Here is a 24,279-nt window from a genome sequence, read left to right on the forward strand (position 1 = left end):
CAGGAGGGTTTATGGCAATTACTTACCACTCGCTTTTCGTATTCAAGCTGTTCTCGGCGCTAGGCTGCGGGCTAGTAGCAGGAGTCTTTTTCGCTTTCTCGACTTTTGTGATGCCTGCTCTTGCCCGACTTCAGCCAAAAGAAGGCATTGCTGCCATGCAATCGATCAATATCACGGCAATCAATCCGTTGTTCATGACAGCGATCTTTGGGACGGCTGCGACTTGCCTCTTTCTGGCTATCTCCTCGCTGTTAAAGTGGCATCAACCTGGTGCTGCCTACTTGCTCGTCGGTAGCCTACTCTATCTCGTTGGCACAGTCGGAGTGACGATTGCATTCAACGTGCCGTTAAACGATGCCTTGGCAGCTGTCAAACCGGATAGCATCCAAGGCGGAAACCTATGGGCTAGCTACCTGACAACCTGGACAATTTGGAATTACGTACGGACGATAGCGGCACTGGCAGCAGCAGCATTGTTGACGATCGCGCTTGGCGAGCGAGCGGTGCAATAAAACTACCGTACAACCTATCGATCTAACATCTCTCTAAGTTGTTCGTGCAAGTGTTTCACGACAACGACTGCATTTTGCAATTGGGCTGCATCTTCTCGTGCTGCCAGGTTTTCCGTTAGCACGGCAATGCGCGAACTCAATTGTTGAAAAACAGCTTCTCCCTTGGGTGTGAGGCGCAAGAGTTTCGATCTCTTGTGGGCGGGATTATTGACCAACTCAATTACCCCATCCTCTAGCATTTCGTTGGCGAGTTGTTGAATGCTTTGCCGAGGAACGTAACGATATCGAGCAATCTGCGGTACAGTTTGAGCGCCGTTCACCTTGAGCAGTCGCAAAACACTCCAGTAGCCCTCTCCTGATGGTGAAACCACCCCGATTCGCATCCCTTCTGCCCGCAGCAGAAAAAAGGTTGCCACAATTTCAACGATTAACTCTTTGATCGCTTGTCCTGCTGGGGTTCTGTTAACTGCCTGTTTTGCCATAGCGCGTTGTTCATCACAAAAGTTCATATTCTTATATGACAAATAATTGTCATTTTGACTATTGATTGTCATACTTAGATTATGGCTGAATCTAGCTATGCCTCCAACTTGCTGCCCGCAAGCCCGATCTAGGAGGATTTACCATGTTCTTGAAAACCTGGCGCTTTATTACCCTCATCCTCTCTGCCTTAGTCACGGGAATAGCGCTTTGTCACGCGCTAGAACTCCCAGCGAAAATGCAGTACTCCGCGTCGCAATACATTGCAATTCAAAACAGCCTGTATGTGGCATTTGGACCTCCGAATATTGGTGCATTTATTGAATTTGCTGCGCCTGTGGCGGCGATCGGATTGGCTATCCTCGTCCGCAAGCGTCACCCTGCATTTGGACTGACACTAGTAGCGATCGCGTTGATGCTACTGGCATTTCCAGTTATCTTCTTTGCCTTTACAGAACCCGTAAATGTTGCGATCCGCAGCGCCACACCCGAATCAATTCCAGCAAACTGAGAACAACTCCGCTACCAGTGGGAATATTCGCATTTGGCACGATTTTTCTGCCATCTAGCCGCATTTAGTGCCCTGGTGCTTTCTGCTCTGGTGGAAACACCCGCACGGTATCTGCGAGATCGCACTGAACAACCCTATGCAGTGTTGAGAAAGTAACGATCTCGCAAAGGAATTTCATGCCGATCGTCAACGGTTGGCGAGGAGGTATAACGAATGTTCGACGTTTTACAAATTCTGAGCGCGATCCTGATTGCTGTGGCGCTGGCACTGGCACTCGCTCATGCCCTTGAGTTTCCTGGGAAAATGCGACTTACAAAGGAAGCTTACTTTGCCATGCAGCCCATCTACTATTATCCAGGGTTCACGATCGGCGGCGGCGTTGGTGAGTTTGGTGGCTTAGTTGTAACGCTCGTCCTGTTGTTCTTTACACCATTGGGAAGTGCAGAATTCTGGCTGACGCTGGTGGCATTACTCGGACTGGTGGGTATGCAAGTCGTGTATTGGCTCCTGACGCACCCAGTCAATCAGTTCTGGCTGGAGGGCGAAAACCTCAACCGCTTTAGTGCTGGCTTTTTCTCATTCGCAGCGAGCCGGTCTAATAAAACTCGTCCGGTGGACTGGACGGACTTGCGGAACCAATGGGAGTACTCGCATGTAGCGCGTGCGGGGTTCGCCCTCGTGAGCCTAATCGCGATGATCGTCGCTGTCTGGGTAAATGGTCAGAGTGCGTGAGATTACCATACAAAAGTTCAAGAAACGAGATCGATTAGCCTTAACATTCTCTGTCATTACGTTTAACCTATTGGTTAGTTAACCAATAGGTTAAATAAAGATGTCTGCAGATCCCCTCAGCATCACTTTTGCCGCCCTTGCCGATCCCACTCGACGGGCGATCCTAGCTCATCTTGCTAAGGGTGAGGCATCGGTGGGTGAGCTAGCCCAACCGTTCCAGATGAGCCTACCTGCCATTTCCAAACATCTTAAGGTGCTGGAGCGAGCCGGATTGATCGTGCGGGGTCGTGAGGCTCAGTGGCGACCCTGCCGGCTAGAAGCAGAATCACTCAAGGATGTGGCAGATTGGCTCGAGCAGTATCGCCAATTCTGGCAAGAGAGCCTCGATCACCTGGACGATTATCTACAGGAATTGCAAGCAGAGGAAAATCAACCTGATCGCGAAACATAACTGGCGATCGTTCCATTCTCAGGAGAAATAAAATGTTGAAACAAAACGGTTCCACTGACGCTCAAAGCGATCGGGAGATCGTCATCACCTGCGTTTTCAATGCACCGAGAGAACTCGTGTTCAAAGTGTGGACTCAGCCAAAACACATTGAGCAGTGGTGGGGTCTTAAAGGCTTCACAACCCGTGTTGATGAAATGGACTTTAGACCAGGTGGCACTTGGCGGTATGTGATGTGCGGTCCCGATGGCACCGAGTATCCGGTCAAAGGCGTCTTTCGCGAAGTCGTACCGCCCGAACGAATTGTCACTAGTGACGAATTTGATCAGGGCTTTGAACGGGTTATCGAGGCAGACCTACCGAGTGGCACGATTGTGGCGACAACTATTTTCGAGGACTTGGGCGACAAGACGCGCCTGATTCTGCGGATTATGCACCCGACTGCGGAGGATCGCCGCAAGCACGAAGAAATGGGAGTTGTTGCGGGGTGGAACTCCAGCTTGGAATGTCTGGATGAGTATTTAGCGAAGATGGTCGAAAAAAGAGTGCTGGACTAACGTTGGTATTTCCATCAGATTCGGAACTCGTCTTAACTCTTATCTTTTTCTTAAGATTGACTTCACTAGTGGGTCATTTGGTATGAGTGTTGCCATTATTTTTGGCAATAGTTGTCCGCCGAAGAGGACGATGCGTACAGGCACCAGAACCACCAAGAGAGTGAAATCTTTGACGCGCTCTGTCTCGACGTTGCGCTCGTAATCCTGCCCAGACAAACGGCGTTGGTTGTTGGTTCCATCCAAAAGCAGTTGCTTCCAACCACTCAATAATTTGATAGGCTGTTTGCGGATGATGCCCCTCTAGAGCTCGGCGTTTGAGAATTCGTTGAATCGACTCAGCCATATTCAGCCAGCTACCGCCAAGAGGTGTGTAGAGCGGCATGATGCCATGAGCACACAGCCACAATACCAACTGGGGAGTTTTATGTCCGACCAAGTTATCCATCACTAGCAACATTCGCAGTGGCGGTAAGTCGTGTGGGAGTGTAAAGCGTACTTTCAACCCCTGCTGCCAACTTTTCCATAACCGTTGATTTTCTTCAGGCTTGAGTAATCGAGCTGGAGTTGGCAGTGATTGTACAACACTAGCTAATTCTTGCTTGAGCCATTCGTGCAACACAGCATTGGTACAACTGGTAACACCCTTAACTCGTACTTGCCCAGTATATTACAGTTGTAGATAAGCTAAACTAGATTTGTAAGGAAATACAGTTTAGCAATGCTTGATACATCCAACGTGTTTTTAACAGGTGTTGCATTAGAAGCGCTCTCCCAATGGAGCAGTAGATTGAAAGCGTTTCAGCAAAAACTGGGAAAGCACTTCGCTCGTTCTGAAGCACGTCTTGCAGCGTATGACTATATCCAGGCACTACTAAGCCCAGTTGAGCGGAAGAATGGATGGCAAATGGCAGAACAGGTAGGGTATAGCAATCCCTATCGCTTCCAACATTTACTAGTGGGACTTTGTAAGAAAGATGGAGCAAATTGAGCTAGAATGCGGGTAGGAGTTGCGTTTTACGTCAGTCTCGACAGGAGCAACGTAAGGTGAAAGATCAAGTACCAGCAGCGATGCCGCAGTGCTTTGAGAACTGGTGTCGTCGGTTTGATGATGTATTTTCGCGTCAGAAGCAGCGGCAGGAATTTCGTGTTTATCTAGGGGGACTGCTGGGTGAGAGTCAGCGCAAAAACCTGAGCCAACTGGTCACAAATACAGTAGATGGCTCCTACAACAGCCTCAGACATTTTCTCAACAATGCCCCTTGGGATGAAGTCAAGCTAAATAATCGGCGGTTGGAGGTGATGCACCAGTGTCGCCAGACGACCCCGAGTCAAGGTTTCACATTGATTGTAGATGATTCGGGACATCGCAAAAGTGGTGCGGCTACTGATGGGGTAGGACGGCAGTACATTGGGGAGATTGGCAAGACTGACAATGGTATTGTGCTGCTGACTACCTACTTGTATGATGGAGTGCGACGTCTGCCGTTAGATGTTGCACTCTATCAACACGCAAGTTTATTCGAGCAAGGCAAGGCAGACCCCAACTTCCAGAAAAAACCTGACCTGGCTCTAGACTTGGTTGACCAATGCTTGAAGCGCGGTTATCGACCGGGTGTGACTGTAATTGATGCAGGCTACGGTAATAACACGCCTTTTCTCAAGCAGTTGGAGTCGAGAAACCTAACTTACGTGGCAGCAATCGCCAAAAACCGCCAAGTTACTGCTCAAACATCAGGTGATGAGTCTGCTCGTAAGCAGGGATTAGAAGCTATTGCTCAAACCTTGGCAGTGGAGCAGTTCACACCTGTGCAACTCAATCTGGAGCAGCCCCGGACAGTTTGGGTGGCGCTGTTACCAGTTCACGTTCCGAAGCTCGAAGGCACTCGCTGGCTGGCGATTCAACTCAATGCCTCTAGTTTCGAGCAAGCGACGGAGGTGGATTACTTTCTCACCAATGCCTCTGACAACCAAGTCAGTGCGGCTTGGGTAGCTCAAACATATTCTGCTCGCAACTGGGTGGAGGTCTTCTATCGAGAAGCCAAGGGCTGGTTGGGTTTGAGTGAGTATCAAGTTCGGGATGCTCTGAGTATGAAGCGTCATTGGGTTTTAGTGTTCATCGCTTACACCTTCATCCTTTGGCATCAGTTGACCGGCGGATTCCGCAGACGTTGGGCAACCAAACCCTTACAAACCTTTGCCGAAGCATTGGAGGCATTCCGCACCGCAGTCGAGTTTCGTTTGGTCCGCTGGCTTAATGAGCATGTTGATGTATTTGCCTCTCACAGAGCTAAGTTCGGCTATATTTGGGCTTAGAAAGTTTTAAAGTCCCACTAGGACGGGCGCAGTGGAACGCGGACGCAGTGTGTGCAGAAATTAGAAAGTATGCAGTGGAGCATTTGAAGAGTGAAACAGATATTTTGGCAATTGATGAAACAGGTTTTCTGAAGCAAGGAGAGCAGTCAGTAGGCGTACAGGTGCAGTATTATGGCACAACTGGACATTTGGAGAATTGCCAGGTAGGTGTGTTCATGTCCTACATTAGCGACAAAGGACATACGTTGATCGATCGCCGTTTGTATCTACCGCGCACATGGAGTGAAGATCAAAGCAAACGTAAGAAGGGAGCAGTTCCAAAATCAATCACATTTGCGACTAAACCTCAACTAGCACAACAGATGTTGGAATCAGCTTTTAAAGACGGAATACGTCCCGCCTGGTTTGTTGCTGATGAGGTTTATGGCAACGATGGTTCATTGTGGTGGTGGCTGGAAAAGACTGCTAAACAACCGTATATACTCACGGTCAGCAAGAAGCAGCCTGTAGTTATTGGCTGGCAACGTTATCAAGCCCAAGAACTGTTACCTCAGCCGGACAGCCAGCTGTGGCAACGTCTTAGCTGTGGAGCTGGCAGTAAGGGAGAAAGATACTATGACTGGGCGAAAGTGCCAGTTAATTGTGACAGATCAGATGGTTTTCAACGTTGGTTATTGTTCCGCCGCTCTCTAGAACACCCTGAAGATCCTCGCGTCAGCTACTATCAAGTATTTGCTAAGAGCGATACTACCCTAGAAACGATGGTTCAAATCGCCGGGCAAAGGTGGCGGATTGAGGAGTGCTTTAAATTTGCTAAAGACCAGCTAGGTTTAGGAGAGTACGAAGTTCGTTCCTGGCATGGTTGGCATCGACACATCACCCTCGTCCTGGCTGCTCAAATATTTCTCACCGTCTTACGACACTCTTGTGAGCCTGCTATTCACTCCTCTACCCCCCCTTTACCTCTAGTAACAACTGGCAGTCTAACTGCGTTCAAAGCGGCACGAGGTTTATTGTCCGACTAAGTATCTGGGAGATGAAGCGGTGGGTATCTCGATTCTTGTTTCCCACATTCTGGTGTCTTGAACACGTTTTGCGTTGGTCTTATTGGCGCAGATCTCATCAAGCTACTGCTCGTTACTACCATTACCAAAAGCGAATTCATTCTTCTATTTATCTACAACTGTAATACAGTAGCGGGATGGAATAGCGTTAACAGCTTGGCTGTGCCATTACGGATATATTCATGTTCTTGCCGTGTCGGTTTACCTACTGGCTGCCAATTGCTACCAGGGTAAGGAGCAGTGCCAAATGGTCCCGCCTCGTCTTCGCACCACACACTCAAGCCTAGCTTCTGTCCCTGAGTGTAAGCGCGTTCTATCAGTTTTTTTTTGCCACGGTATCTGGGTCAGTTACTACTACTAGCTTGCCTTTGCGTATGCGCTTCACCTGTCCAGTTTTTAACCAACTGCGGCTCTTTTGCCAGCTATAGCCCGCCTCTTTGAGTACCTGCCAAATTGTATAAGTACTGATTTGGGTTAAGCCATCAGGAGCCTGACGCAAAGCCCGTTGAAGTGTAGCTACTGACCAGGTTGCCGTGCCCTCTTTCTGCCGCTCTGGTTGACGCTGAAATTCGGACAGGATGCGTTGTTTTTCTGGTTCGCTGTATTGCACTACTGCCCCACCGCCATGTCGAGGCTGTAAGGCAGCTAAGCCTTCAACATTGAAGCGACTGACCCACTTGCTGACCGTATCACCACAGCGTAATCCTACTAACTGCGCTGCACTCGTGTAATCAGCCCCAAGAGCCACGGCTAGAATCGCTTTGGCCCGCATGACACTAGCAGATGATTGGGATTGAGAACGGCTCAGTTTTTTCAAGTCGGTTTGTTCTTCATCACTTAACGGTCGCAAAGGTGCTTTTTTTTGCCGTGTCATCACAACCTGAAAAACTATGTATCTTCACTTTAATTGACCATCCTTTTTATAGCAACACTCATACCAAATGACCCACTAGTCAGCAGATCCGACAGCGCGGTAGTACAATCGAACTATATTCTTGTATTGGGCAGCCACATCATTTCACGCGATCGCATTTCTCAATCCTTGAATAGCCGGAGATTTCGATACAATGCAGCTGAATCCCGATCTGAATTTCAACGGTCAATGCGAGGCAGCATTTAAGTTCTACGAGCAATGTTTGGGTGGCAAAATCGAAGCGACAATGGCCTACGGGGAGTCGCCAATGGCGGAGCACACGCGCCCCTTACAATGTTGCAAAAGCAATCATAGAATTTTCAATTTCAATTCCACGAGAACAGTTACGCCCTGATTATGGGGATGGATTCGGGGGAGCACCCTTGCAGTTTCCCCAGGTCTTGCCTGTTGAAGAAGAGCCTAGTTGATTCGGGCTTTGACATCTGCTGGCTATTGAAGCAACGCATAGAAGTATCTGCCAATCGTGTGGTTAAATGGAAGGATTGTGATTTTGTGACAGATTCAAGTAGAGAGGTGTTGATGACTCAGGAGAATGCTTTATTGCCCAACAAATCAGGTCGGGGTGGCTACCCTTGACAACGCTGGCAGGAAATCAAGCTGGAAGCATTCAGTAACTCAAACGATTCGAGTGCCAAAAGTTTTTGCCCAGCAACTGGTGAAACTCGCCCACCAGTTAGACAATGGAGAAGCTATTGATATTGACACAAAATCTAAATCTGGTAGCACTGATAATGACACAGATTCAAAATCTGTCGCCTCTGATATTGTGACAAATTCAATGTTGCCACTGAAAGAAGCTCTAGTTCAAGCAGCTGCTATCCTCAAAGCCAAGCGTTCAGCTAGAGAATCCCTTGCGAAGCTGCTTTCATCGCTTTACCACACTAAAATTCAACCGGACGACTTGAGCTAAAAGGAAATTGCTATGAGTCGTCGCCAGAAAAAGCGTCAGCAAGTGCTGGAGGTCAAAGTCAGTTTTGAAGCGTCACGGATTGCTGCCGAGTGTCTAGCCAGTGCATACGAACAAATCGTTCCACAAGTTAGCTGTTGCACATCAGCCAGCCGGAAAAAAACTCATGCCAAACCAGAACCACCACAGCAACAAGTAGGAGGAATCCACCCATGAGCAGCAGTCAACTGCAAGTAGCAATCTATGCACGGGTTTCTTCAGAACAACAAGCAACGGCTAATACAATTGAAAGCCAACTGGCTGCACTACAACAGCGGGTCAAGGAAGATAAATTTAGCTTGGGAACTGAATTCCAATTTGTGGATGAAGGTTACAGTGGAGCGACACTGGTTCGTCCAGCCTTGGAAAGACTACGTGACTTGGCAGCAGATGGAGGGCTTGACCGCCTGTACGTTCATTCTCCAGATCGCTTGGCTCGGAAATACGCTTATCAAGTATTATTGGTCGATGAGTTGCAGCGAGCAGGCGTTGAAGTTATCTTCCTCAACCGAGAGTTGGGGCGTAGTCCAGAAGATGACTTGTTGCTGCAAGTACAAGGAATGATGGCAGAGTATGAGCGAGCCAAGATTTTAGAGCGGAGTCGGCGAGGCAAGCGCCATGCTGCTGATTCTGGCTCAGTCAATGCCCTATAGGAGTGCTCCCTACGGCTACCATTACATTGACAAGCATTCTGGTGGAGGTCAAGCCCGCTATGAGATTCACCTAGAACAGGCTACAGTTGTACGTCAAATCTTTGAGTGGGTAGGTCGAGAACGGCTGACAATTAATCAAGTTTGTCGCCGCCTTCAACAAGCGGGAATTCCGACTCAAACTGGGAAACAAGCTTGGGACCGTACCACTGTCTGGGGAATGCTGAAAAACCCTGCCTATAAAGGTATGGCTGCTTTTGGTAAAACGGCTCTGGGGCAAATGCGTCCAAGGCTGCGACCGGGGCGAGGCCACTGTTCACAACCACGTCGCCCCTACTCGACTTATCCAGTTGCAAAAGAAGAATGGATTAGTATCCCCGTACCTGCTTTAGTGGATGAAGCTCTATTTGAGTCCGTGCAGCAACAGTTGAGTGAGAATCGACGGCGTGTTCGGCAAAGCCAACGAGGAGCTAAGTACCTCCTGCAAGGATTAGTCGTCTGCAAGCAGTGTGGCTATTCTTACTACGGCAAACCTGTGAGTCACAAAGTAGCCAAAGGCAAAACCCGTGACTATGCTTACTACCGCTGTATCGGCACAGATGCCTATCGTTTTGGTGGTCAACGCATCTGCTCAAACACTCAACTGCGGACAGATTTATTGGAAGTTGTCGTCTGGAAGGAAGTCCGAGCACTACTAGAGAATCCACAACGGCTGGAGCAGGAATATCACCGTCGTCAGCAAGAGCCTACTAATGCTAAACAATTGAATCTAGCTAATTTAGAAGCTCAAATTTCCAAGCTGCGTCAAGGAATGGGGCGGCTGATTGATAGCTATGCAGAAGGCTTGATTGATAAGGGTGAATTTGAACCACGACTGACTCGCCTCAAACAACGGGTCGTAGTATTGGAAGCCCAAGCAAAACAGGTATCTGAGGAAATGACATTGCATACTCAGTTGCACTTGATTATCACTCGCTTACATGAGTTCACTGCTAGAGTCAAGAATGGTCTAGACTCTGTTGACTGGGCAACTCAACGTGAACTTATTCGCACCCTGGTTAAACAGGTTGAAATTGAGCAAGGACAGGTGAATATCGTGTTCCGAGTCGGACCCAATCCTTCGACTCCAGATCCTGGTAAAGATTTTTTGCAACATTGTAAAGGGCGTGACCGCCCTCCGAATGGCGCAATCGAATTATGCACGCCAGCCTAATTGTGGGTGATAAGGCAATACGGTTCATTTAAGGCTACGCTGTGCTGAGGATAAAGAAAATAGGAGGATTGGTTCGGGAGGGGGTGGCTCGATGTCTTGGCTTTTTTGAGCGAAACTTGGATACAGGTTTTTTTACAACTCTGGGATTGGTACGAGAAACTCGTTCAGGTAACAGAGTGTCTAAAATCTCTACAGTTAACCAACTTAAAAAAAGGGGAGTTCTTGTGATTGCAAGCGTTGAAATTTCGGGATAGCACGACGAATAACTCGCAATGTCCCAGTGAAACTCAGACGCAAAGGAGTGATACCCGCGCTCTTTGCAGCTTGAAACATCAATAACCGCACAGCCCAGTGTCCTAACAACCACCCGTAAACTTCCTGCACAACTTCACGCGGTTTTTGAGAGCGAATATGAGTTTTTCGTCCTGATAAATGTACTTTGAGTTCATCAATAGTATTTTCTACTTCCCAGCGTTGATGATATTCAATCGCCAGTAGTTGAGCCGGAAATTTCTCCAATTCCAATAAGCTGGTAATTAAGCGATATCTTAGTTGTTCCTCTGGGTTGTCGGTATTACCAATTGTGTATTCAATCACTCGGACTTGTATGGGCTGGCAAGCTTTTGAGCGGAATTTAGCAGGTGGATAAATCCAACTCAGATAAGAACCATCCGCCAGTGGTTCTTCGCACAAAAACTTGACATTTGCGGGAATTCTTCCTAAATAATCGCTACCAGTTGTGACAGTTGCTTGCACCATTGCATAAGAATGTAACCCTCTGTCCCACATCAACAACATCCCTGAACTCACGGAGCGTAATAATCTTAATGCCCGCACTCGTTCTCCTATTCGATATGGACACATCAATGCATCAAAGATTAAATGTGTTCCTGCTTCTACCAAAATGACTAATCGCAGTTTGGGAAATGCGGCTTGTGTGCCAGGACGGCTGCTCGGACGACCAAAAACTCTCGCATTTTCATCGCTGTCTGGCAGATCGAAGCAAGTCCGATCAATTACCACAATTCGCAATCCATTGAGAAATGCTCCTTTGGTATCGGTGCTAGCCATTGGTCGCACCAGTTGATGGAACAATTGACTCATCACCCTTGGACTTAATCGTTGTCGGGCTTGCGTTATTGCTGATTTACAAAAAACTCGCCAGTATTTCCCCACTTTCACCCATGCTTCGCTCAGCCCATCAATTAAGTTTTTCAGCACATCTCTCATCGAATCTCGTGACCACAGACTCATCGCAATTACCAAACAAATTACCAATTGTGCTGGTAACGAGCGTTTACGTTGTTCACAAACTTTAGTTTTAGCGATCGCTTGCTCGATCTCCGTGGATGGGATGGCTGCCTCTATCGCTTTGAACACATCACTACTTTGTATCGTAGGAGACAACAATGAGAAATCCTTCAGATGCACTACACTCACTTTCCATTCTTGGGAACAATGCTTAATTTACAACACTTTGAGCCTTAACTGAACCGTAGTGATTGATAAGGTACTGATGGGTGCTGACAGTTTGCCGGAGCGGTATGAAGAACCAAAAGGTCTTTCCGTGTTGCTTGGTATCGACGCTCCAGCAGAAGCTGAGCGCATCTTTCACGCCTTGGCAGAAAACGGAACGGTGCAGATGCCGCTCCAGGAAACCTTCTGGGCTGCCCGCTTTGGCATGGTTGTAGATCGATTTGGCATCCCTTGCACGATCGATTGCGATCGAGCTGCCGAATGACTTAGACGTGACCAAGAAAAGGAGATACAGCAATGGAGACAACCAAAACACAACAGCCTTCAACGATGAAGACCCAACCGCAGAAGGAACACAATTGGCTACAAAAGCTCGTCGGTGAATGGACGTATGAAATCGAGGTGAAGATGGAATCGGATCTGCCTGTTGAAAAGGCTACGGGAACCGAGAGTGTGCGATCGCTTGGCGGACTCTGGATTTTGGCTGAAGGACAGGGCGAGATGCCTGGTTGTGGTGCTGCGACGACGATGATGACGCTTGGTTACGATCCGCAGCAGCAGAGGTACGTGGGGACGTGGATTGGGTCGATGATGACCTACCTTTGGGTGTACGATGGTGGCGAATTGGACGCGGCCCAAAGGGTGCTGACGCTCGATTCTGAAGGACCCGTTATGACTGGCGCAGGGAAGATGGCAAGGTATAAGGATGCGATCGAGTTCAAGAGCGACGATCTCCGAGTGCTGACATCGCACGTGCTGGGCGATGACGGGCAGTGGCATCAATTCATGACAGCGAACTATTGGCGGAAGAAGTAACCCAATACCAGAACTGAACGGTGTGGGACATAGGGAACAACATGGCTTACTTTACTATGAAGATAGCACTAGAGACAGTTTTAGATAATGGATCGAATGCTTCAAGGTAAAGTCGCCCTAGTCGCTGGAGCAACACGCGGTGCGGGTCGTGGCATCGCTGCCGAACTCGGTGCGGCTGGTGCAACTGTTTACGTCACAGGTCGAACCACTCGCGATCACCGCTCCGAATATAACCGTCCTGAGACCATAGAAGAGACAGCAGACCTAGTGGATCGAGCGGGCGGTCAGGGGATCGCGGTTCGAGTCGATCATCTCGATCCAACACAGGTTCAAGCTCTGGTGGGACGCATTGCCAGCGAGCAAGGGCGGTTGGATATTTTGGTCAACGATATCTGGGGAGCCGAGTTTCTCGCCGAGTGGAACGTACCTGTGTGGCAGCATTCCTTGGAGGCAGGGCTGCGGATGCAAGACTGGCAATCGACACGCATATCATCACCAGCCACTTTGCACTACCGCTGTTAATCAAAAATCCAGGCGGACTGGTTGTCGAGATTACGGATGGCACGGCAGAATACAACGACAGAAACTATCGACTGTCGCTATTTTACGATCTGGCAAAAACATCGGTCATCCGCATGGCTTGGGCACTGGCGCAAGAGCTGCAACCCCATCAATGCACGGCTGTGGCACTGACTCCAGATTGGTTGCGATCGGAAATCATGTTGGAGCATTTTGGCGTGAGCGAAGCCAACTGGCAGGATGCAACAGCTAAAGAACCTCACTTCGTTATCTCGGAAACCCCTCGCTATATCGGTCGTGCCGTTGCGAGTCTTGCCCAAGATCCGGACGTGGCTCGCTGGAACGGTCAGTCGCTATCGAGCGGTCAAGTGGCGAAGGTCTACGGCTTTACAGACCTGGATGGCTCGCAGCCTGATGCTTGGCGCTACATTCGTGAGGTTGCAGATGTTGGTAAACCCGCTAATGCAACTGGATATCGTTAGCGTCGTCCGTTACCTTTGCGCTTACTAGAAAAATGCTACAAACTGCGATCGCGGCACGGAATCTAGGTGCGATCGCTCGTCAATCTGGTTGAGCCTCGGTCGTGAAGCGGGTCATTATTGCTTTACAGCTTATATGAGGAGATTAAATTTGGCAGTGACTGCTGCGAGTTTGCTACCTAGCTGCATAATAGCTGACTGTTGTGCCTCATCCTGCAAATTACTGTTTTCATCAAACGCCTGGTGAGCGTTTCCAATCGCCTTCTGATCTGGTAATACCAAAAGGAAGCGTAATAAATTATTGTGTTTTGTAGTACGCCGTCGAACACCTAAGGCTTAATGAGAATAAGCGACGAAAAAGTGGGAGATTGAACTATATAATTCTCAATAAACTAGTCGCTTGTGAAGGTCATGTTTCAATGTAGTACAAAACATAATAATTTATTACGCTTCCTATGGCGAGCGTCTTTGAGTTTCATTGCCTACTCCAGACTTAGCTACATCTCTTATGTTAACCAATCTCTGCTTTGGTTAGTAAGTCCTAAAAACCTTCGATTTTGCAACGGGCACTTTGAGGAGACGAAGCGGGCACTTTGAGGAGACGAAAAATGATTCAAAGTGTTAAGAATGCTCGTTTTTTGCCTTGACGACTTATGGACTTTATATGATTTTTTAAGACAACAACAACAAGAGGCGCGCGCCGGAAAATTTGTTGTTGTTGTTTTTGAAAATCCTTTGAAAGGCAAGAAGCCCGTGAGCCAAGAACAGGGATGTGAACTTTTACCACTCAATGCCATTCGCACGGAAACAGTGCTGTCACGGTTCCCGATTCATAATCTTGCGAAGACCGGAAATGTCGATATCCAAATTCGACAGACAAAGGAAGATGGTGAGCTTGATCTACGCTGGGAGGTTTCATACAACGCCCGCTATGGTGAGCCACGACAATTGGCATACAAGCTCGACACTTTGATCATTAACTGGCGGATAGAGGAAGTAGGAAGACCACTCCCAAAAATTATTCGTCTTGGAACCTTAAAGGATATTTGCAGAGAACTGGGACTTCCAGAATCAGGAACCGCCACTAACCACATCAAGAAGGCATTACGACAGAACGTAGGCGCTTTAATCACAGCGAAACTGAAATACAAAGGCGCTGACAGTCGAGTGCGGTTTCTTGAGGCAGACTTTCACCGCTACAGCATAGTATTCACGGGTGAGACCTTACCTGATGGCAGAAAAGCCGATGCGGTATAGGCAGCGCAACAGATTATGGTGTTTTTGTCACACCTGTAGTATTTTTCTAGTTTAAAGCCTTTTTGTTGAGAAATTTACCTCAAAAAAGCTTATTTCTTCATCAGGTATTCTCAATAATTTAAATCCTTGAAAACCTATACTACAAATCACTTTAATTTGTTACGCCGCCACGCTTGTTTGAAGCACTACCTACGAAATCTTCCAACCAAAATTTAACTTATTTTAATAAAAAACTTTCTCTCAGATGCCTAAATAGGGTATTGTATTTACTAAATAAAACTGAAAGTATCTACTAAAGGAGGACAACATAAATAAATAGTAGACCGTTAAACATGCCAGTTGTGTATTAGGCATAAGGTTCTCCACATCGACAGCTTGCTGTTTATTTTAGTCCAAGTACTTAATTACTGATTTTACTGCTCGATACTTGTGCAACCATTTATGTGTTTCAACAGTAAAAAACAGTAATTTATAAATTACTACATGAGGAAGCAATCGTGAGGAAACAACTAAGTAGATTAATGTTAGCTCTGACAATTTTGCCATTAATTAATCAGCCAGTTTTGGCCCACGTAATTTGGGTAGTTAAGGGCGAAAATCAAGAAGAGTACAAAGTTGTATACGGACATCCAGAAGAAGATAAGCCCGAACCCTACGATTCAATTAAGTTTCAAGAAGCTACAGCTTATAATAGCTCCGGATTTCCTCAACCGTTGGAAATCAAAAGAGAGTATGAATATGTTACCCTAGTTTCTACGAGCGACATTGCTGTTATTACTGCCATAAGTAATAACGGTTACTTTATTGTCTCCGATAACGACACATACACAAATGTTTTTCGACCAGATGCTTTAAAAGTAAACAATGAAGCAACTCAAATTACCCATACCTACAAATACACCAAGTCTTTCTTCCAACCAACAGGTTTAGCAACCAAACCATTCGGAATGAAAATGGAAATTGTACCTTTACGAGATCCATTTGGCGTTGGTGCAGGTGGTTCGTTGCCCGTGCAAGTATTATTTGAAGGCAAACCAGTATCAGATGTAACTGTAGAATATGAGGGTAAAGAAGTACCGATAAGTAATCGCGGTATTGCCACAATTACTCTTACACAGAAGGAAGTACAAATTGTTGAGGCAGAGTACAGAGTTCCTTCTAAAGACGATCCAGCTACGGATGAAGTTGCTTACGCCGCTTCGCTGGCAATTCATAAATAATTCTTGAAGGAGTACACAACGGGAGCATCCCACTTTGGAAAAAAGCATTAACTAGAGCAGAGTAAGAGCACGGATGAGGGATAAGGGAGCGCAACAGATTATGGTGTTTTTGTCACACCTGTAGTATTTTTCTAGTTTAAAGCCTTTTTGTTGAGAAGTTTACCTCAGAAAAGCTTATTTCTTCATCAGGTATTCTCAATAATTTAAATCCTTGAAAACCTATACTACAAATCACTTTAATTTGTTACGCTCCCATCTGAACTTGTCGTTTCGATCTGAACTTCCTTTTCGCGTCAACTACCCGACAATAATCTGTCGCGACACGCAAAACACTTGACATTTAACAAACGACTTTGTGTTAGAGAAAAAGCAGCTATCCGAAAAGCATTGGCGGCGCGATTAACAACTTTCCGTGTTCGGGAGCTTTTGACTTTACCACCTGTAATTTGTTGACCTGGGCATAAACCTAACCAAGAGCAAAATTGCTTAACATTCCTAAAGCGCGTTGGGTCTAATCCAACTTCCGACAATATAGTTTGTACAGCTAAAGCATCCAGACCATCAATTAGAGTAAAGTCAACACTAGCAATCTTATATAAATATTGATGCAAATCAAAATGAGGATGATTGGCAGTCGGTTTTGGGAGCGTAATAAATCATTATGCTTTGTACTACATTGAAACACATCGTTCACAAGTAACTAGTTTATTGAAAATTATATGCCTCAATTTCCTATTTTCTCGTTGTTCATTCTCATTAAGCTTTAGATTTTCAATGGCATATTACAAAACACAATAATTTATTACGCTTCCATCTTAGATTGGTATCATCTTTGTAAGAAGCTGCATTGATGTCAATGATGGCGATTAATAAAGTTGATAAGTCACGGCATCTTAAGTTTCTGTTCTCTCACTTATGGCAGAATAAGACAGCTATAGCTTTAGAGTATTTAAGAAACTCTGTTGTTGTGAAAAATCAGGAGAAGTGGCAGGAGTTAATTGGATATTTGTCAAAACATCAAGCGGAGATTATTGACTACAATCGCTGTAGTCGAGCTGGGAAAACTATTGGAAGTGGACAGGTAGAAAAGGGAGTTAATTTAACCGTTGGCTCTCGCCAGAAACATCGAGGAATGAGTTGGTCAACCAAAGGTAGTAAAGCCCTATGTCTACTTAAGGTGGCTGAACTTAATGGGCGATGGCAGCAATTGTGGTTCCCCGCTTAGCCAGCCTGATCGCCGGAAAATTTACAGTAGGAATTTTCTTGAATTCTAGTGAAGGATTCTACTGGTGCTTACAACTCATCATAGAGACAACACTACCTTGATGACCTGCTATGGTAAACCTAGCATAAATCTTTCTGAAGAAGGAGGGACTAACTCAAACCTCACGAAAGCATAGAAAAAGTGAGTTTGATTGCCACAATCGCTAAAACCTGTAGTCTGGAGTTAACGACAATGACTAATGCGACAAATCTAGCAACGAAGCTGGCCGATCTAGAGCTTTTTCAGAATATTTTGTTGGAAAGCGAACAAAATTTAATCGCGCAGACAGACGACAAGACAATTTGTGAGCGGCTCGAAGGAATGATTAAGAGTGATCGCGAAAATCTCAGCACTATCAAAGCAGTCATTTCTAGATCCGGCAACGTTGTAGAACCTCGCGACATTACTCAACAACATGCACAGAAGGTAAGGCAAATGATGGGTGGCTCCGAGCTAACCCTGTATGACAAGTACTTACAGCTTGAGTTGTTAAAGCATCAGCAGACAATGACCGGGCTAGTTATACATAAGGTTGCTCAGTCCTTGGACGATGAACTTCAAGATATGGTGGAGCCGCTGAACCGAGTCAACTTTGAAAACCGCGCTCACCAAGAGATTCTTAAAGGAGTTCTTTACTTTGTGGGAACGCGAGAGCTAGCTGGTAAAGAACCTGATATGGGTCTGTGGGGTAGCATTGAACAAGGCATTGCTGCTCTCAAGGGAGCTTTAGGCAGCGCCGTAAGCTAGCAACGATCGACATAAAGCTATTTACTACTGGGAGCGGGGTATGGTTAACATCCATTAACTCCTTGAAACGCTTTCCGGAAGCTGACTCACAAGAAATGGCACTTGGACAAAAGTGTTCACCATACTGCACTCTCATTAGTAACTGCTTGTATAATTGCCGTAGCGTCGTGGTTGTTAGGATTGAAGTCGGGATGCCAATCGTTGCAAAGTAGACGATAAGCAGATTCGACTTGTTGGTAATGTTATAGATCGGTTGGTTGGTATAATGAGTAAAAAGTTTGGTTAAACCCTATGACTGTCTTGGTAGCAATTGAATGTCCTCATTGCCACAGCACAGAAGTCACGAAATACGGCCGCTCACCAGTAGGTAAACAACGTTATTGCTGCCAAAACACAGATTGTCCCTACCGCACTTTTGTTCTAACCCAGACTTACTCAGGAAGGAATCGAGAAGTCAAGCAGCAAATTGTCGAGATGGCGCTAAATGGGAGTGGAGTCAGAGATATAGCCAGAGTATTGCGTATCAGTCCTACAACAGTAATCCAGGAATTAAAAAAACTTATTCGCCTCGAGCAAGTGAATCAGAAACTATTACAGCGGCAAAACCTGAGAGCGTGGAAGTAGAGATTATCCGAGTTGAAGAGTCCCAAGAAGCTGGCATCGAAGAGTCTGAGCTAGACGAAATGTGGAGCTACGTAGGCAAAAAGAGCAACCCGAGGTGGTTATGGCATGCAATTGACCGCGACAGTGGAAAAGTCTTAGCTTATGTGTTTGGTCGCCGAAAAGATGAAGTGTTTCTACAACTCAAAAACTACTAGAGCCATTTGGAATTAAGCGCTATTGTACGGACGGTTGGGGAGCTTATCAACGGCATTTACCAGCAGAGCTGCACCAGATAAGTAAGTGCAAGACTCAGAGGATTGAACAAAAGCACCTGAGAGCTGATTTATAAAGTAAAAATCAAGCAGCTAGTCGTCTCAGCATCAGCCGTACCATAGCAGCGTAGACCATAGATTCACTTATTTCCGGTAGGAGTTCATAATCCTTACTTAGTCGTCGATAGCGTCCTAGCCAGCCAAAAGTTCGTTCAACTACCCATCTTCTGGGCAAAACTTCAAACCCATCTGTAATCCGCTTAACTATTTCTACTTCTGCACCGCAGACTACCATTACAGCTTGTGCAAAATTCTCTCCACTGTAGCCACTATCTGCCCAAATTAGCTCTAAAGACTTAGAGTTATAGCACTCTTCTAGCAATGCCACTATTGCTCCTAATCGTTCTGAAGCATTAGCTTCGGTGATTACTACACCCATTAGTAGTCCTTGAGGATCTACTACGACATGGCGTTTGCGACCTTTAACTAGCTTGCTGCCATCAAAGCCGGATACTTCCCCTTTTTTCCGTCGTTTTTACGGACTGGCTATCCACAATTGCAGCAGTAGCTTGATGAGATTTGCCCAGCTTCATCCGTACTTGTTCACGTAAGGCAAGATTTATCTGCTGCCAAATTCCTCGTTTTTGCCAACGCCGAAAGTAATAATAAACCGTTGAATGGAAGCGTAATAAATTATTATGTTTTGTACTACATTGAAACATGACCTTCACAAGCGACTAGTTTATTGAGAATTATATAGTTTAATCTCCCACTTTTTCGTCGCTTATTCTCATTAAGCCTTAGGTGTTCGACGGCGTACTACAAAACACAATAATTTATTACGCTTCCTTCCCAAATCGACTCGTATGTTACCTCAATCCCACGGTACAGCATCATTTTCTCTATGTCCCGGTAGCTTAATGGAAAGGTGTAGTAGAGCCAGACACAGTAACTGATGATTTCGGCCGGAAAGCGGTAGCGACGATAAGGATTTGTACTCATCTCATCATCTTACCCCAACTACCCTCTGTCAAGTTGACAATACCGTTGAGAACGCTAACAAGCCGTTGCAGTTTGTCTTAAACCATAGGTATATCTAACGCTCTGGATCTCATTAACGTAATGAAACGGTCGTTGAGGAGAATTCATAAATCCTGGCGCTCTCAGGAAGAGAACGCTGCCAGGATGGCTATCAATTGCTTGAGCATTACTGCCACATCGGTCGTCGCATAGATAAAACTTCCCTTGACCGCCAATCGTAAAGATACACGCTAAGTTGATGTAGCTCGAGCGATCGCGATGTGGAGTAATACCAAGCGAACCTAATTCATACTTTTGCAGCACCATAGTATTGAAATTCAGTTTGGTAGCAAAGGGATAGGATGTAACAGCAGTTAGATGCTCGTCTAAAAGATTTTGAAAGGCACTTCTAAGTTGGCGATATAGCGTGAAGCGAGGAAAATCTGCGAACGAACTCATCTGTTGCCTGACTGTTTGATTCCCCTTCCCAACGATCTCAGCTTCTGGAATATAGGAGTAGCTTGCCGCCTCAAGCAATAGTGCTAGCCGGAAATCCTCACTTAGCAAAGGAACAGATGCTGCACCAATGGCTACGAGTTCGTGAACGAGCTTGTGAATGTCAAAGTTATGTAGTCTAAACAGCTGCGACATGATTGAGAGCAGAAGTGATCTATTTGGTTATCTTTGCCTCGACGCTGTTTGAGAGCAGTTGAGAGCTTGCTGGCAGCCCAAAGCGATTGTTGTATGCTACTACCCTATTCCCTTAGTAGTTTCGGCAACAATCAGATCGACAACATCCTCTAAGTGCCCCGCACGCTTGTAAGCTTCACGCTGCCGTGTGGCGCCGTTTCCGTGCTGCATTGTTTGCTGCACGAGTGATGAAATCTCATCCCAGTCTCTATACTCTTCTAGTGATGGGCGCACAAAAGCTAGAAACTTTTCCACTAGCTTGGCTGCTGGGATGGCACGTCCAGCGTCAAGGTCGATCAGTTCTGTATCCAAGCCATAACGTGCAGCACGCCAAACCGCAGCACGCACGAGTTCGTGGCGCACAGCTGCAAACGGTTCGCCCTTGCTCGCCCGCTCGTAACAAGTCCGTGCCAATGCCCGCGTCAGCCCTGCAATCATCACCGCTTCGTCTACCGTCATGCAAACATCGGTGACGCGAAACTCTACTGTCGGGAAACGCTCTGACAAGCGTACATCCCAGTAAATCTTCGTTGCCTCCTCTACACTTTTTGTTGCAATCAAGGCTTCTACAAGCGCTTGGTATTGGGCTAGTGAATCAAAAATTAATGGCGGACCTGAGAGCGGCCATCTGCTCCAAATTTCAGTACGATAGCTGGCATATCCCGTATCCGTCCCCAACCAGAAGGGCGAGGAAGCGGAGAGCGCCAGCAGTGGGGAAAGCCACACTCGCGCGCGGTTGATTACCCCGATTGCCATTTGACGATCGCTGATGCCAACGTGTACGTGACAGCCACAGATCATTAGCTCGCGAGTCAGTTGTTGATAATCTCGCATCAGCGCTTGATAACGTTCTTTGGGCGTAATCTCCTGTTCTTGCCATGACGAGAACGGGTGCGTCCCAGCCGCAGCGATTTTGTTACCGTCTTTGGCAGCAGCAGCAATGACTTCGCGCCGCGAACGAACAATTTCTGCACGCACGTCATCGAGAGTTCGACAGACGGGAGTACCGATTTCTATCTGCGACATCTGGGCTTCAGGTTGCACTTGTTCGCCCAGCGCTTTGTGTGCTATCGGTAAAATTTGCTGCACCCGCGAACAAAGCTTGCGTGTCGTAGGAGCGATAATTTGATATTCCTCTTCGACACCGATGGTGAAGTCTTCTGCCTGGGGTGACATACAATATGTCTCCTCGCATCAATGCGAATACTGGTGCGTTATGGGAGCTATTTTTGATATTGTAGTGGCGATCGCACTTTAAGTGCAGCGAATTGCACTCAAGGTGTGGCAAGTCGTTGAAGAGCTGGGAGAAAGCTATATGCTGGTTCATATCATCGCTGATTATGGCTTTGGCGATCTCGCCTTTGCTGAAGTCGTGCAGCGCGTTAAGTTTTATCTACCGGATGCTGAACCAATTCTCACGCCCGTTCCCGCTTTTGCCACACTTGCAGCTGGATTTTGTCTTGCACAATTAGGCTTGAACGATGCCCCTGCCGGAACCATTATCTATCACAACGTTGCGCCCCGCGAAGATGACTCACGCTCGCGTGCGGGCAATGCTGGCGAACGTCTGGCTTTCGCACGACTACCTACAGGGGTGCGCGTTATCGGCGTTAATGCTGGTTATGCCTTCTCTTTCGTGCGCGATGCGGCTGCCGAGATACGTTGGGCGGCGGTGAGTGCCTCTGGTTCCCAGTTTCGTTCTCGCGATCTTTTTCCGCAAGCAGCAGCAGCGATTGCACTCGGTCAACCGGATGCTCTAACTGAGGAAATTCTTCCTAGCGATCTACCCCAGGTGCCGTCCAACTGCATTGCTTACATCGATGGCTATGGCAACTTGAAAACTACCATTTTATCCCAGAGCATCAAGGCCAGCGAGGGAAATACGGTTCGCATCCGGATTGGCGAGCTGGAACAAGAGGCGATTGCCAGTGATGGTAGCTTTGCTGTCGAACCAGGAAAGTTAGCATTTGCGCCAGGTAGCAGCGGTTGGATTGTACAAGGTCAACCCACCAGTTGGATGGAACTATTTTTACGTGGTGGCAATGCTTGGGAGAAGTTTGGTCGCCCAGAAGTTGGTACGCGCATTCAAATTCTCTAAAACTTGACAGTACCCTCAGCTCCAAGCTCGGCTTGTATTACAGTTGTAGATAAATAGAAGAATGAATTCGCTTTTGGTAATGGTAGTAACGAGCAGTAGCTTGATGAGATCTGCGCCAATAAGACCAACGCAAAACGTGTTCAAGACACCAGAATGTGGGAAACAAGAATCGAGATACCCACCGCTTCATCTCCCAGATACTTAGTCGGACAATAAACCTCGTGCCGCTTTGAACGCAGTTAGACTGCCAGTTGTTACTAGAGGTAAAGGGGGGGTAGAGGAGTGAATAGCAGGCTCACAAGAGTGTCGTAAGACGGTGAGAAATATTTGAGCAGCCAGGACGAGGGTGATGTGTCGATGCCAACCATGCCAGGAACGAACTTCGTACTCTCCTAAACCTAGCTGGTCTTTAGCAAATTTAAAGCACTCCTCAATCCGCCACCTTTGCCCGGCGATTTGAACCATCGTTTCTAGGGTAGTATCGCTCTTAGCAAATACTTGATAGTAGCTGACGCGAGGATCTTCAGGGTGTTCTAGAGAGCGGCGGAACAATAACCAACGTTGAAAACCATCTGATCTGTCACAATTAACTGGCACTTTCGCCCAGTCATAGTATCTTTCTCCCTTACTGCCAGCTCCACAGCTAAGACGTTGCCACAGCTGGCTGTCCGGCTGAGGTAACAGTTCTTGGGCTTGATAACGTTGCCAGCCAATAACTACAGGCTGCTTCTTGCTGACCGTGAGTATATACGGTTGTTTAGCAGTCTTTTCCAGCCACCACCACAATGAACCATCGTTGCCATAAACCTCATCAGCAACAAACCAGGCGGGACGTATTCCGTCTTTAAAAGCTGATTCCAACATCTGTTGTGCTAGTTGAGGTTTAGTCGCAAATGTGATTGATTTTGGAACTGCTCCCTTCTTACGTTTGCTTTGATCTTCACTCCATGTGCGCGGTAGATACAAACGGCGATCGATCAACGTATGTCCTTTGTCGCTAATGTAGGACATGAACACACCTACCTGGCAATTCTCCAAATGTCCAGTTGTGCCATAATACTGCACCTGTACGCCTACTGACTGCTCTCCTTGCTTCAGAAAACCTGTTTCATCAATTGCCAAAATATCTGTTTCACTCTTCAAATGCTCCACTGCATACTTTCTAATTTCTGCACACACTGCGTCCGCGTTCCACTGCGCCCGTCCTAGTAAATGTTGGAAGCGATAGGGATTGCTATACCCTACCTGTTCTGCCATTTGCCATCCATTCTTCCGCTCAACTGGGCTTAGTAGTGCCTGGATATAGTCATACGCTGCAAGACGTGCTTCAGAACGAGCGAAGTGCTTTCCCAGTTTTTGCTGAAACGCTTTCAATCTACTGCTCCATTGGGAGAGCGCTTCTAATGCAACACCTGTTAAAAACACGTTGGATGTATCAAGCATTGCTAAACTGTATTT

The 24,279-nt window shown here is 46.8% G+C and carries 31 protein-coding genes and 2 pseudogenes; 23 read left to right on the forward strand and 10 right to left on the reverse strand.

What is annotated here, in order from left to right; translation table 11 throughout:
- Nucleotides 1-11: 11 nt before the first annotated feature.
- Nucleotides 12-512 (forward strand): DUF1772 domain-containing protein, encoded by a 501-nt coding sequence (locus tag N4J56_RS34115; RefSeq protein ID WP_410500729.1) that lies wholly within the window; start codon nucleotides 12-14, stop codon nucleotides 510-512.
- A gap of 14 nt (nucleotides 513-526) precedes the next feature.
- Here the strand turns inward: N4J56_RS34115 and N4J56_RS34120 are convergent, their stop codons facing one another.
- Nucleotides 527-1,021: a MarR family winged helix-turn-helix transcriptional regulator gene (locus N4J56_RS34120; protein WP_317111157.1), complete on the reverse strand. Its 495-nt coding sequence runs from the start codon at nucleotides 1,019-1,021 to the stop codon at nucleotides 527-529.
- Between the two features lie 116 nt (nucleotides 1,022-1,137).
- Here N4J56_RS34120 and N4J56_RS34125 point away from each other — a divergent pair, with 116 nt between their 5' ends.
- From N4J56_RS34125 to N4J56_RS34140, 4 genes are all read left to right on the forward strand, one after another.
- The gene (locus N4J56_RS34125; protein ID WP_317111158.1) at nucleotides 1,138-1,503 is read left to right on the forward strand and encodes a hypothetical protein; all 366 of its coding nucleotides are present in this window, start codon (nucleotides 1,138-1,140) and stop codon (nucleotides 1,501-1,503) included.
- A 213-nt stretch (nucleotides 1,504-1,716) separates the two neighbouring features.
- A complete protein-coding gene (locus N4J56_RS34130; protein ID WP_317111159.1) occupies nucleotides 1,717-2,235 on the forward strand; it encodes a hypothetical protein in 519 nt (172 codons plus the stop codon).
- Nucleotides 2,236-2,335: 100 nt separating this feature from the next.
- Nucleotides 2,336-2,686 carry a metalloregulator ArsR/SmtB family transcription factor gene (locus N4J56_RS34135; protein ID WP_317111160.1) on the forward strand — a complete coding sequence of 117 codons (351 nt, stop codon included), beginning with the start codon at nucleotides 2,336-2,338 and terminating at the stop codon, nucleotides 2,684-2,686.
- Nucleotides 2,687-2,718: 32 nt separating this feature from the next.
- On the forward strand, nucleotides 2,719-3,240 hold the full coding sequence (locus tag N4J56_RS34140; RefSeq protein ID WP_317111161.1) for an SRPBCC domain-containing protein: 522 nt from the start codon (nucleotides 2,719-2,721) through the stop codon (nucleotides 3,238-3,240).
- 73 nt (nucleotides 3,241-3,313) lie between these two features.
- Here N4J56_RS34140 and N4J56_RS34145 read toward each other — a convergent pair whose 3' ends face one another.
- Nucleotides 3,314-3,859 carry a transposase gene (locus tag N4J56_RS34145; RefSeq protein WP_317104808.1) on the reverse strand — a complete coding sequence of 182 codons (546 nt, stop codon included), beginning with the start codon at nucleotides 3,857-3,859 and terminating at the stop codon, nucleotides 3,314-3,316.
- A gap of 99 nt (nucleotides 3,860-3,958) precedes the next feature.
- Here N4J56_RS34145 and N4J56_RS41515 point away from each other — a divergent pair, with 99 nt between their 5' ends.
- The 3 genes from N4J56_RS41515 to N4J56_RS34160 are packed head-to-tail and all read left to right on the forward strand — an operon-like array spanning nucleotide 3,959 to nucleotide 6,578.
- The gene (locus N4J56_RS41515; protein ID WP_410500709.1) at nucleotides 3,959-4,228 is read left to right on the forward strand and encodes a hypothetical protein; all 270 of its coding nucleotides are present in this window, start codon (nucleotides 3,959-3,961) and stop codon (nucleotides 4,226-4,228) included.
- Nucleotides 4,229-4,284: 56 nt separating this feature from the next.
- Nucleotides 4,285-5,553: an IS701 family transposase gene (locus tag N4J56_RS34155; protein ID WP_317104593.1), complete on the forward strand. Its 1,269-nt coding sequence runs from the start codon at nucleotides 4,285-4,287 to the stop codon at nucleotides 5,551-5,553.
- Nucleotides 5,544-6,578 (forward strand): IS701 family transposase, encoded by a 1,035-nt coding sequence (locus N4J56_RS34160; RefSeq protein WP_317111163.1) that lies wholly within the window; start codon nucleotides 5,544-5,546, stop codon nucleotides 6,576-6,578. Before N4J56_RS34155 ends, N4J56_RS34160 begins: the two co-directional genes overlap by 10 nt.
- 152 nt (nucleotides 6,579-6,730) lie before the next feature.
- Here the strand turns inward: N4J56_RS34160 and N4J56_RS34165 are convergent, their stop codons facing one another.
- Nucleotides 6,731-6,892: a hypothetical protein gene (locus tag N4J56_RS34165; RefSeq protein WP_317111164.1), complete on the reverse strand. Its 162-nt coding sequence runs from the start codon at nucleotides 6,890-6,892 to the stop codon at nucleotides 6,731-6,733.
- 41 nt (nucleotides 6,893-6,933) lie between these two features.
- On the reverse strand, nucleotides 6,934-7,491 hold the full coding sequence (locus N4J56_RS34170) for a helix-turn-helix domain-containing protein (protein WP_317105833.1): 558 nt from the start codon (nucleotides 7,489-7,491) through the stop codon (nucleotides 6,934-6,936).
- 688 nt (nucleotides 7,492-8,179) lie between these two features.
- Here N4J56_RS34170 and N4J56_RS34175 point away from each other — a divergent pair.
- From N4J56_RS34175 to N4J56_RS34190, 4 genes are read left to right on the forward strand one after another with little or no spacing between them, the layout of a single operon-like run.
- Entirely contained in the window at nucleotides 8,180-8,461 is a 282-nt protein-coding gene (locus N4J56_RS34175; protein WP_317111165.1) for a hypothetical protein, read from the forward strand.
- Between the two features lie 12 nt (nucleotides 8,462-8,473).
- Nucleotides 8,474-8,674, forward strand: coding sequence for a hypothetical protein (locus N4J56_RS34180; protein ID WP_317111166.1), 201 nt, complete (start codon nucleotides 8,474-8,476; stop codon nucleotides 8,672-8,674).
- Nucleotides 8,671-9,150 (forward strand): recombinase family protein, encoded by a 480-nt coding sequence (locus N4J56_RS34185; RefSeq protein WP_317111168.1) that lies wholly within the window; start codon nucleotides 8,671-8,673, stop codon nucleotides 9,148-9,150. The genes N4J56_RS34180 and N4J56_RS34185 overlap by 4 nt, the downstream gene beginning before the upstream one ends.
- Nucleotides 9,116-10,360, forward strand: coding sequence for a recombinase family protein (locus N4J56_RS34190; protein ID WP_317111170.1), 1,245 nt, complete (start codon nucleotides 9,116-9,118; stop codon nucleotides 10,358-10,360). Before N4J56_RS34185 ends, N4J56_RS34190 begins: the two co-directional genes overlap by 35 nt.
- A 204-nt stretch (nucleotides 10,361-10,564) precedes the next feature.
- Here N4J56_RS34190 and N4J56_RS34195 read toward each other — a convergent pair whose 3' ends face one another.
- On the reverse strand, nucleotides 10,565-11,701 hold the full coding sequence (locus N4J56_RS34195; RefSeq protein ID WP_410500401.1) for an IS4 family transposase: 1,137 nt from the start codon (nucleotides 11,699-11,701) through the stop codon (nucleotides 10,565-10,567).
- 157 nt (nucleotides 11,702-11,858) lie between these two features.
- Between N4J56_RS34195 and N4J56_RS34200 the strand changes: the two genes are divergently transcribed.
- From N4J56_RS34200 to N4J56_RS34225, 5 genes and pseudogenes are all read left to right on the forward strand, one after another.
- Nucleotides 11,859-12,101 carry a hypothetical protein gene (locus tag N4J56_RS34200; protein WP_317111171.1) on the forward strand — a complete coding sequence of 81 codons (243 nt, stop codon included), beginning with the start codon at nucleotides 11,859-11,861 and terminating at the stop codon, nucleotides 12,099-12,101.
- A gap of 32 nt (nucleotides 12,102-12,133) precedes the next feature.
- Entirely contained in the window at nucleotides 12,134-12,652 is a 519-nt protein-coding gene (locus N4J56_RS34205) for a DUF1579 domain-containing protein (RefSeq protein WP_317111173.1), read from the forward strand.
- An 87-nt stretch (nucleotides 12,653-12,739) separates the two neighbouring features.
- Nucleotides 12,740-13,653: pseudogene (locus N4J56_RS41520) on the forward strand (SDR family oxidoreductase).
- Between the two features lie 624 nt (nucleotides 13,654-14,277).
- Complete coding sequence (locus N4J56_RS34220; RefSeq protein ID WP_317111176.1) at nucleotides 14,278-14,907, forward strand: hypothetical protein; 630 nt, start codon at nucleotides 14,278-14,280, stop codon at nucleotides 14,905-14,907.
- A gap of 497 nt (nucleotides 14,908-15,404) precedes the next feature.
- Entirely contained in the window at nucleotides 15,405-16,127 is a 723-nt protein-coding gene (locus tag N4J56_RS34225; protein ID WP_317111177.1) for a DUF4198 domain-containing protein, read from the forward strand.
- Nucleotides 16,128-16,420: 293 nt separating this feature from the next.
- Here the strand turns inward: N4J56_RS34225 and N4J56_RS34230 are convergent, their stop codons facing one another.
- Entirely contained in the window at nucleotides 16,421-16,738 is a 318-nt protein-coding gene (locus N4J56_RS34230; RefSeq protein ID WP_317111179.1) for a transposase, read from the reverse strand.
- Between the two features lie 356 nt (nucleotides 16,739-17,094).
- Here N4J56_RS34230 and N4J56_RS34235 point away from each other — a divergent pair, with 356 nt between their 5' ends.
- The 5 genes from N4J56_RS34235 to N4J56_RS41530 all read left to right on the forward strand — a co-directional run bounded on the left by N4J56_RS34235 (nucleotide 17,095) and on the right by N4J56_RS41530 (nucleotide 19,090).
- Complete coding sequence (locus N4J56_RS34235; protein WP_317111180.1) at nucleotides 17,095-17,352, forward strand: hypothetical protein; 258 nt, start codon at nucleotides 17,095-17,097, stop codon at nucleotides 17,350-17,352.
- A gap of 231 nt (nucleotides 17,353-17,583) precedes the next feature.
- Complete coding sequence (locus N4J56_RS34240; protein ID WP_317111182.1) at nucleotides 17,584-18,138, forward strand: hemerythrin HHE cation-binding protein; 555 nt, start codon at nucleotides 17,584-17,586, stop codon at nucleotides 18,136-18,138.
- Between the two features lie 291 nt (nucleotides 18,139-18,429).
- Nucleotides 18,430-18,762 (forward strand): IS1-like element transposase, encoded by a 333-nt coding sequence (locus N4J56_RS41525; protein ID WP_410500711.1) that lies wholly within the window; start codon nucleotides 18,430-18,432, stop codon nucleotides 18,760-18,762.
- Nucleotides 18,753-18,956 carry an IS1 family transposase gene (locus tag N4J56_RS34245; protein WP_317111184.1) on the forward strand — a complete coding sequence of 68 codons (204 nt, stop codon included), beginning with the start codon at nucleotides 18,753-18,755 and terminating at the stop codon, nucleotides 18,954-18,956. The genes N4J56_RS41525 and N4J56_RS34245 overlap by 10 nt, the downstream gene beginning before the upstream one ends.
- 11 nt (nucleotides 18,957-18,967) lie before the next feature.
- Entirely contained in the window at nucleotides 18,968-19,090 is a 123-nt protein-coding gene (locus tag N4J56_RS41530; protein ID WP_410500731.1) for an IS1 family transposase, read from the forward strand.
- 8 nt (nucleotides 19,091-19,098) lie between these two features.
- Here the strand turns inward: N4J56_RS41530 and N4J56_RS41535 are convergent.
- The 3 genes and pseudogenes from N4J56_RS41535 to N4J56_RS34270 form a co-directional block, all read right to left on the reverse strand.
- Nucleotides 19,099-19,693: pseudogene (locus tag N4J56_RS41535) on the reverse strand (IS5 family transposase); the annotation flags it as partial.
- A gap of 376 nt (nucleotides 19,694-20,069) precedes the next feature.
- On the reverse strand, nucleotides 20,070-20,684 hold the full coding sequence (locus N4J56_RS34265) for a hypothetical protein (protein WP_317111186.1): 615 nt from the start codon (nucleotides 20,682-20,684) through the stop codon (nucleotides 20,070-20,072).
- A gap of 99 nt (nucleotides 20,685-20,783) precedes the next feature.
- Nucleotides 20,784-21,899: a carboxylate-amine ligase gene (locus tag N4J56_RS34270; protein ID WP_317111187.1), complete on the reverse strand. Its 1,116-nt coding sequence runs from the start codon at nucleotides 21,897-21,899 to the stop codon at nucleotides 20,784-20,786.
- 82 nt (nucleotides 21,900-21,981) lie between these two features.
- Between N4J56_RS34270 and N4J56_RS34275 the strand changes: the two genes are divergently transcribed.
- Nucleotides 21,982-22,821 carry a hypothetical protein gene (locus tag N4J56_RS34275; protein ID WP_317111188.1) on the forward strand — a complete coding sequence of 280 codons (840 nt, stop codon included), beginning with the start codon at nucleotides 21,982-21,984 and terminating at the stop codon, nucleotides 22,819-22,821.
- A 201-nt stretch (nucleotides 22,822-23,022) separates the two neighbouring features.
- Here N4J56_RS34275 and N4J56_RS34280 read toward each other — a convergent pair whose 3' ends face one another.
- A complete protein-coding gene (locus N4J56_RS34280) occupies nucleotides 23,023-24,264 on the reverse strand; it encodes an IS701 family transposase (protein ID WP_317104652.1) in 1,242 nt (413 codons plus the stop codon).
- Between the last annotated feature and the right edge of the window lie 15 nt (nucleotides 24,265-24,279).

The organism is Chroococcidiopsis sp. SAG 2025 (assembly GCF_032860985.1).
GTDB lineage: Bacteria > Cyanobacteriota > Cyanobacteriia > Cyanobacteriales > Chroococcidiopsidaceae > Chroococcidiopsis.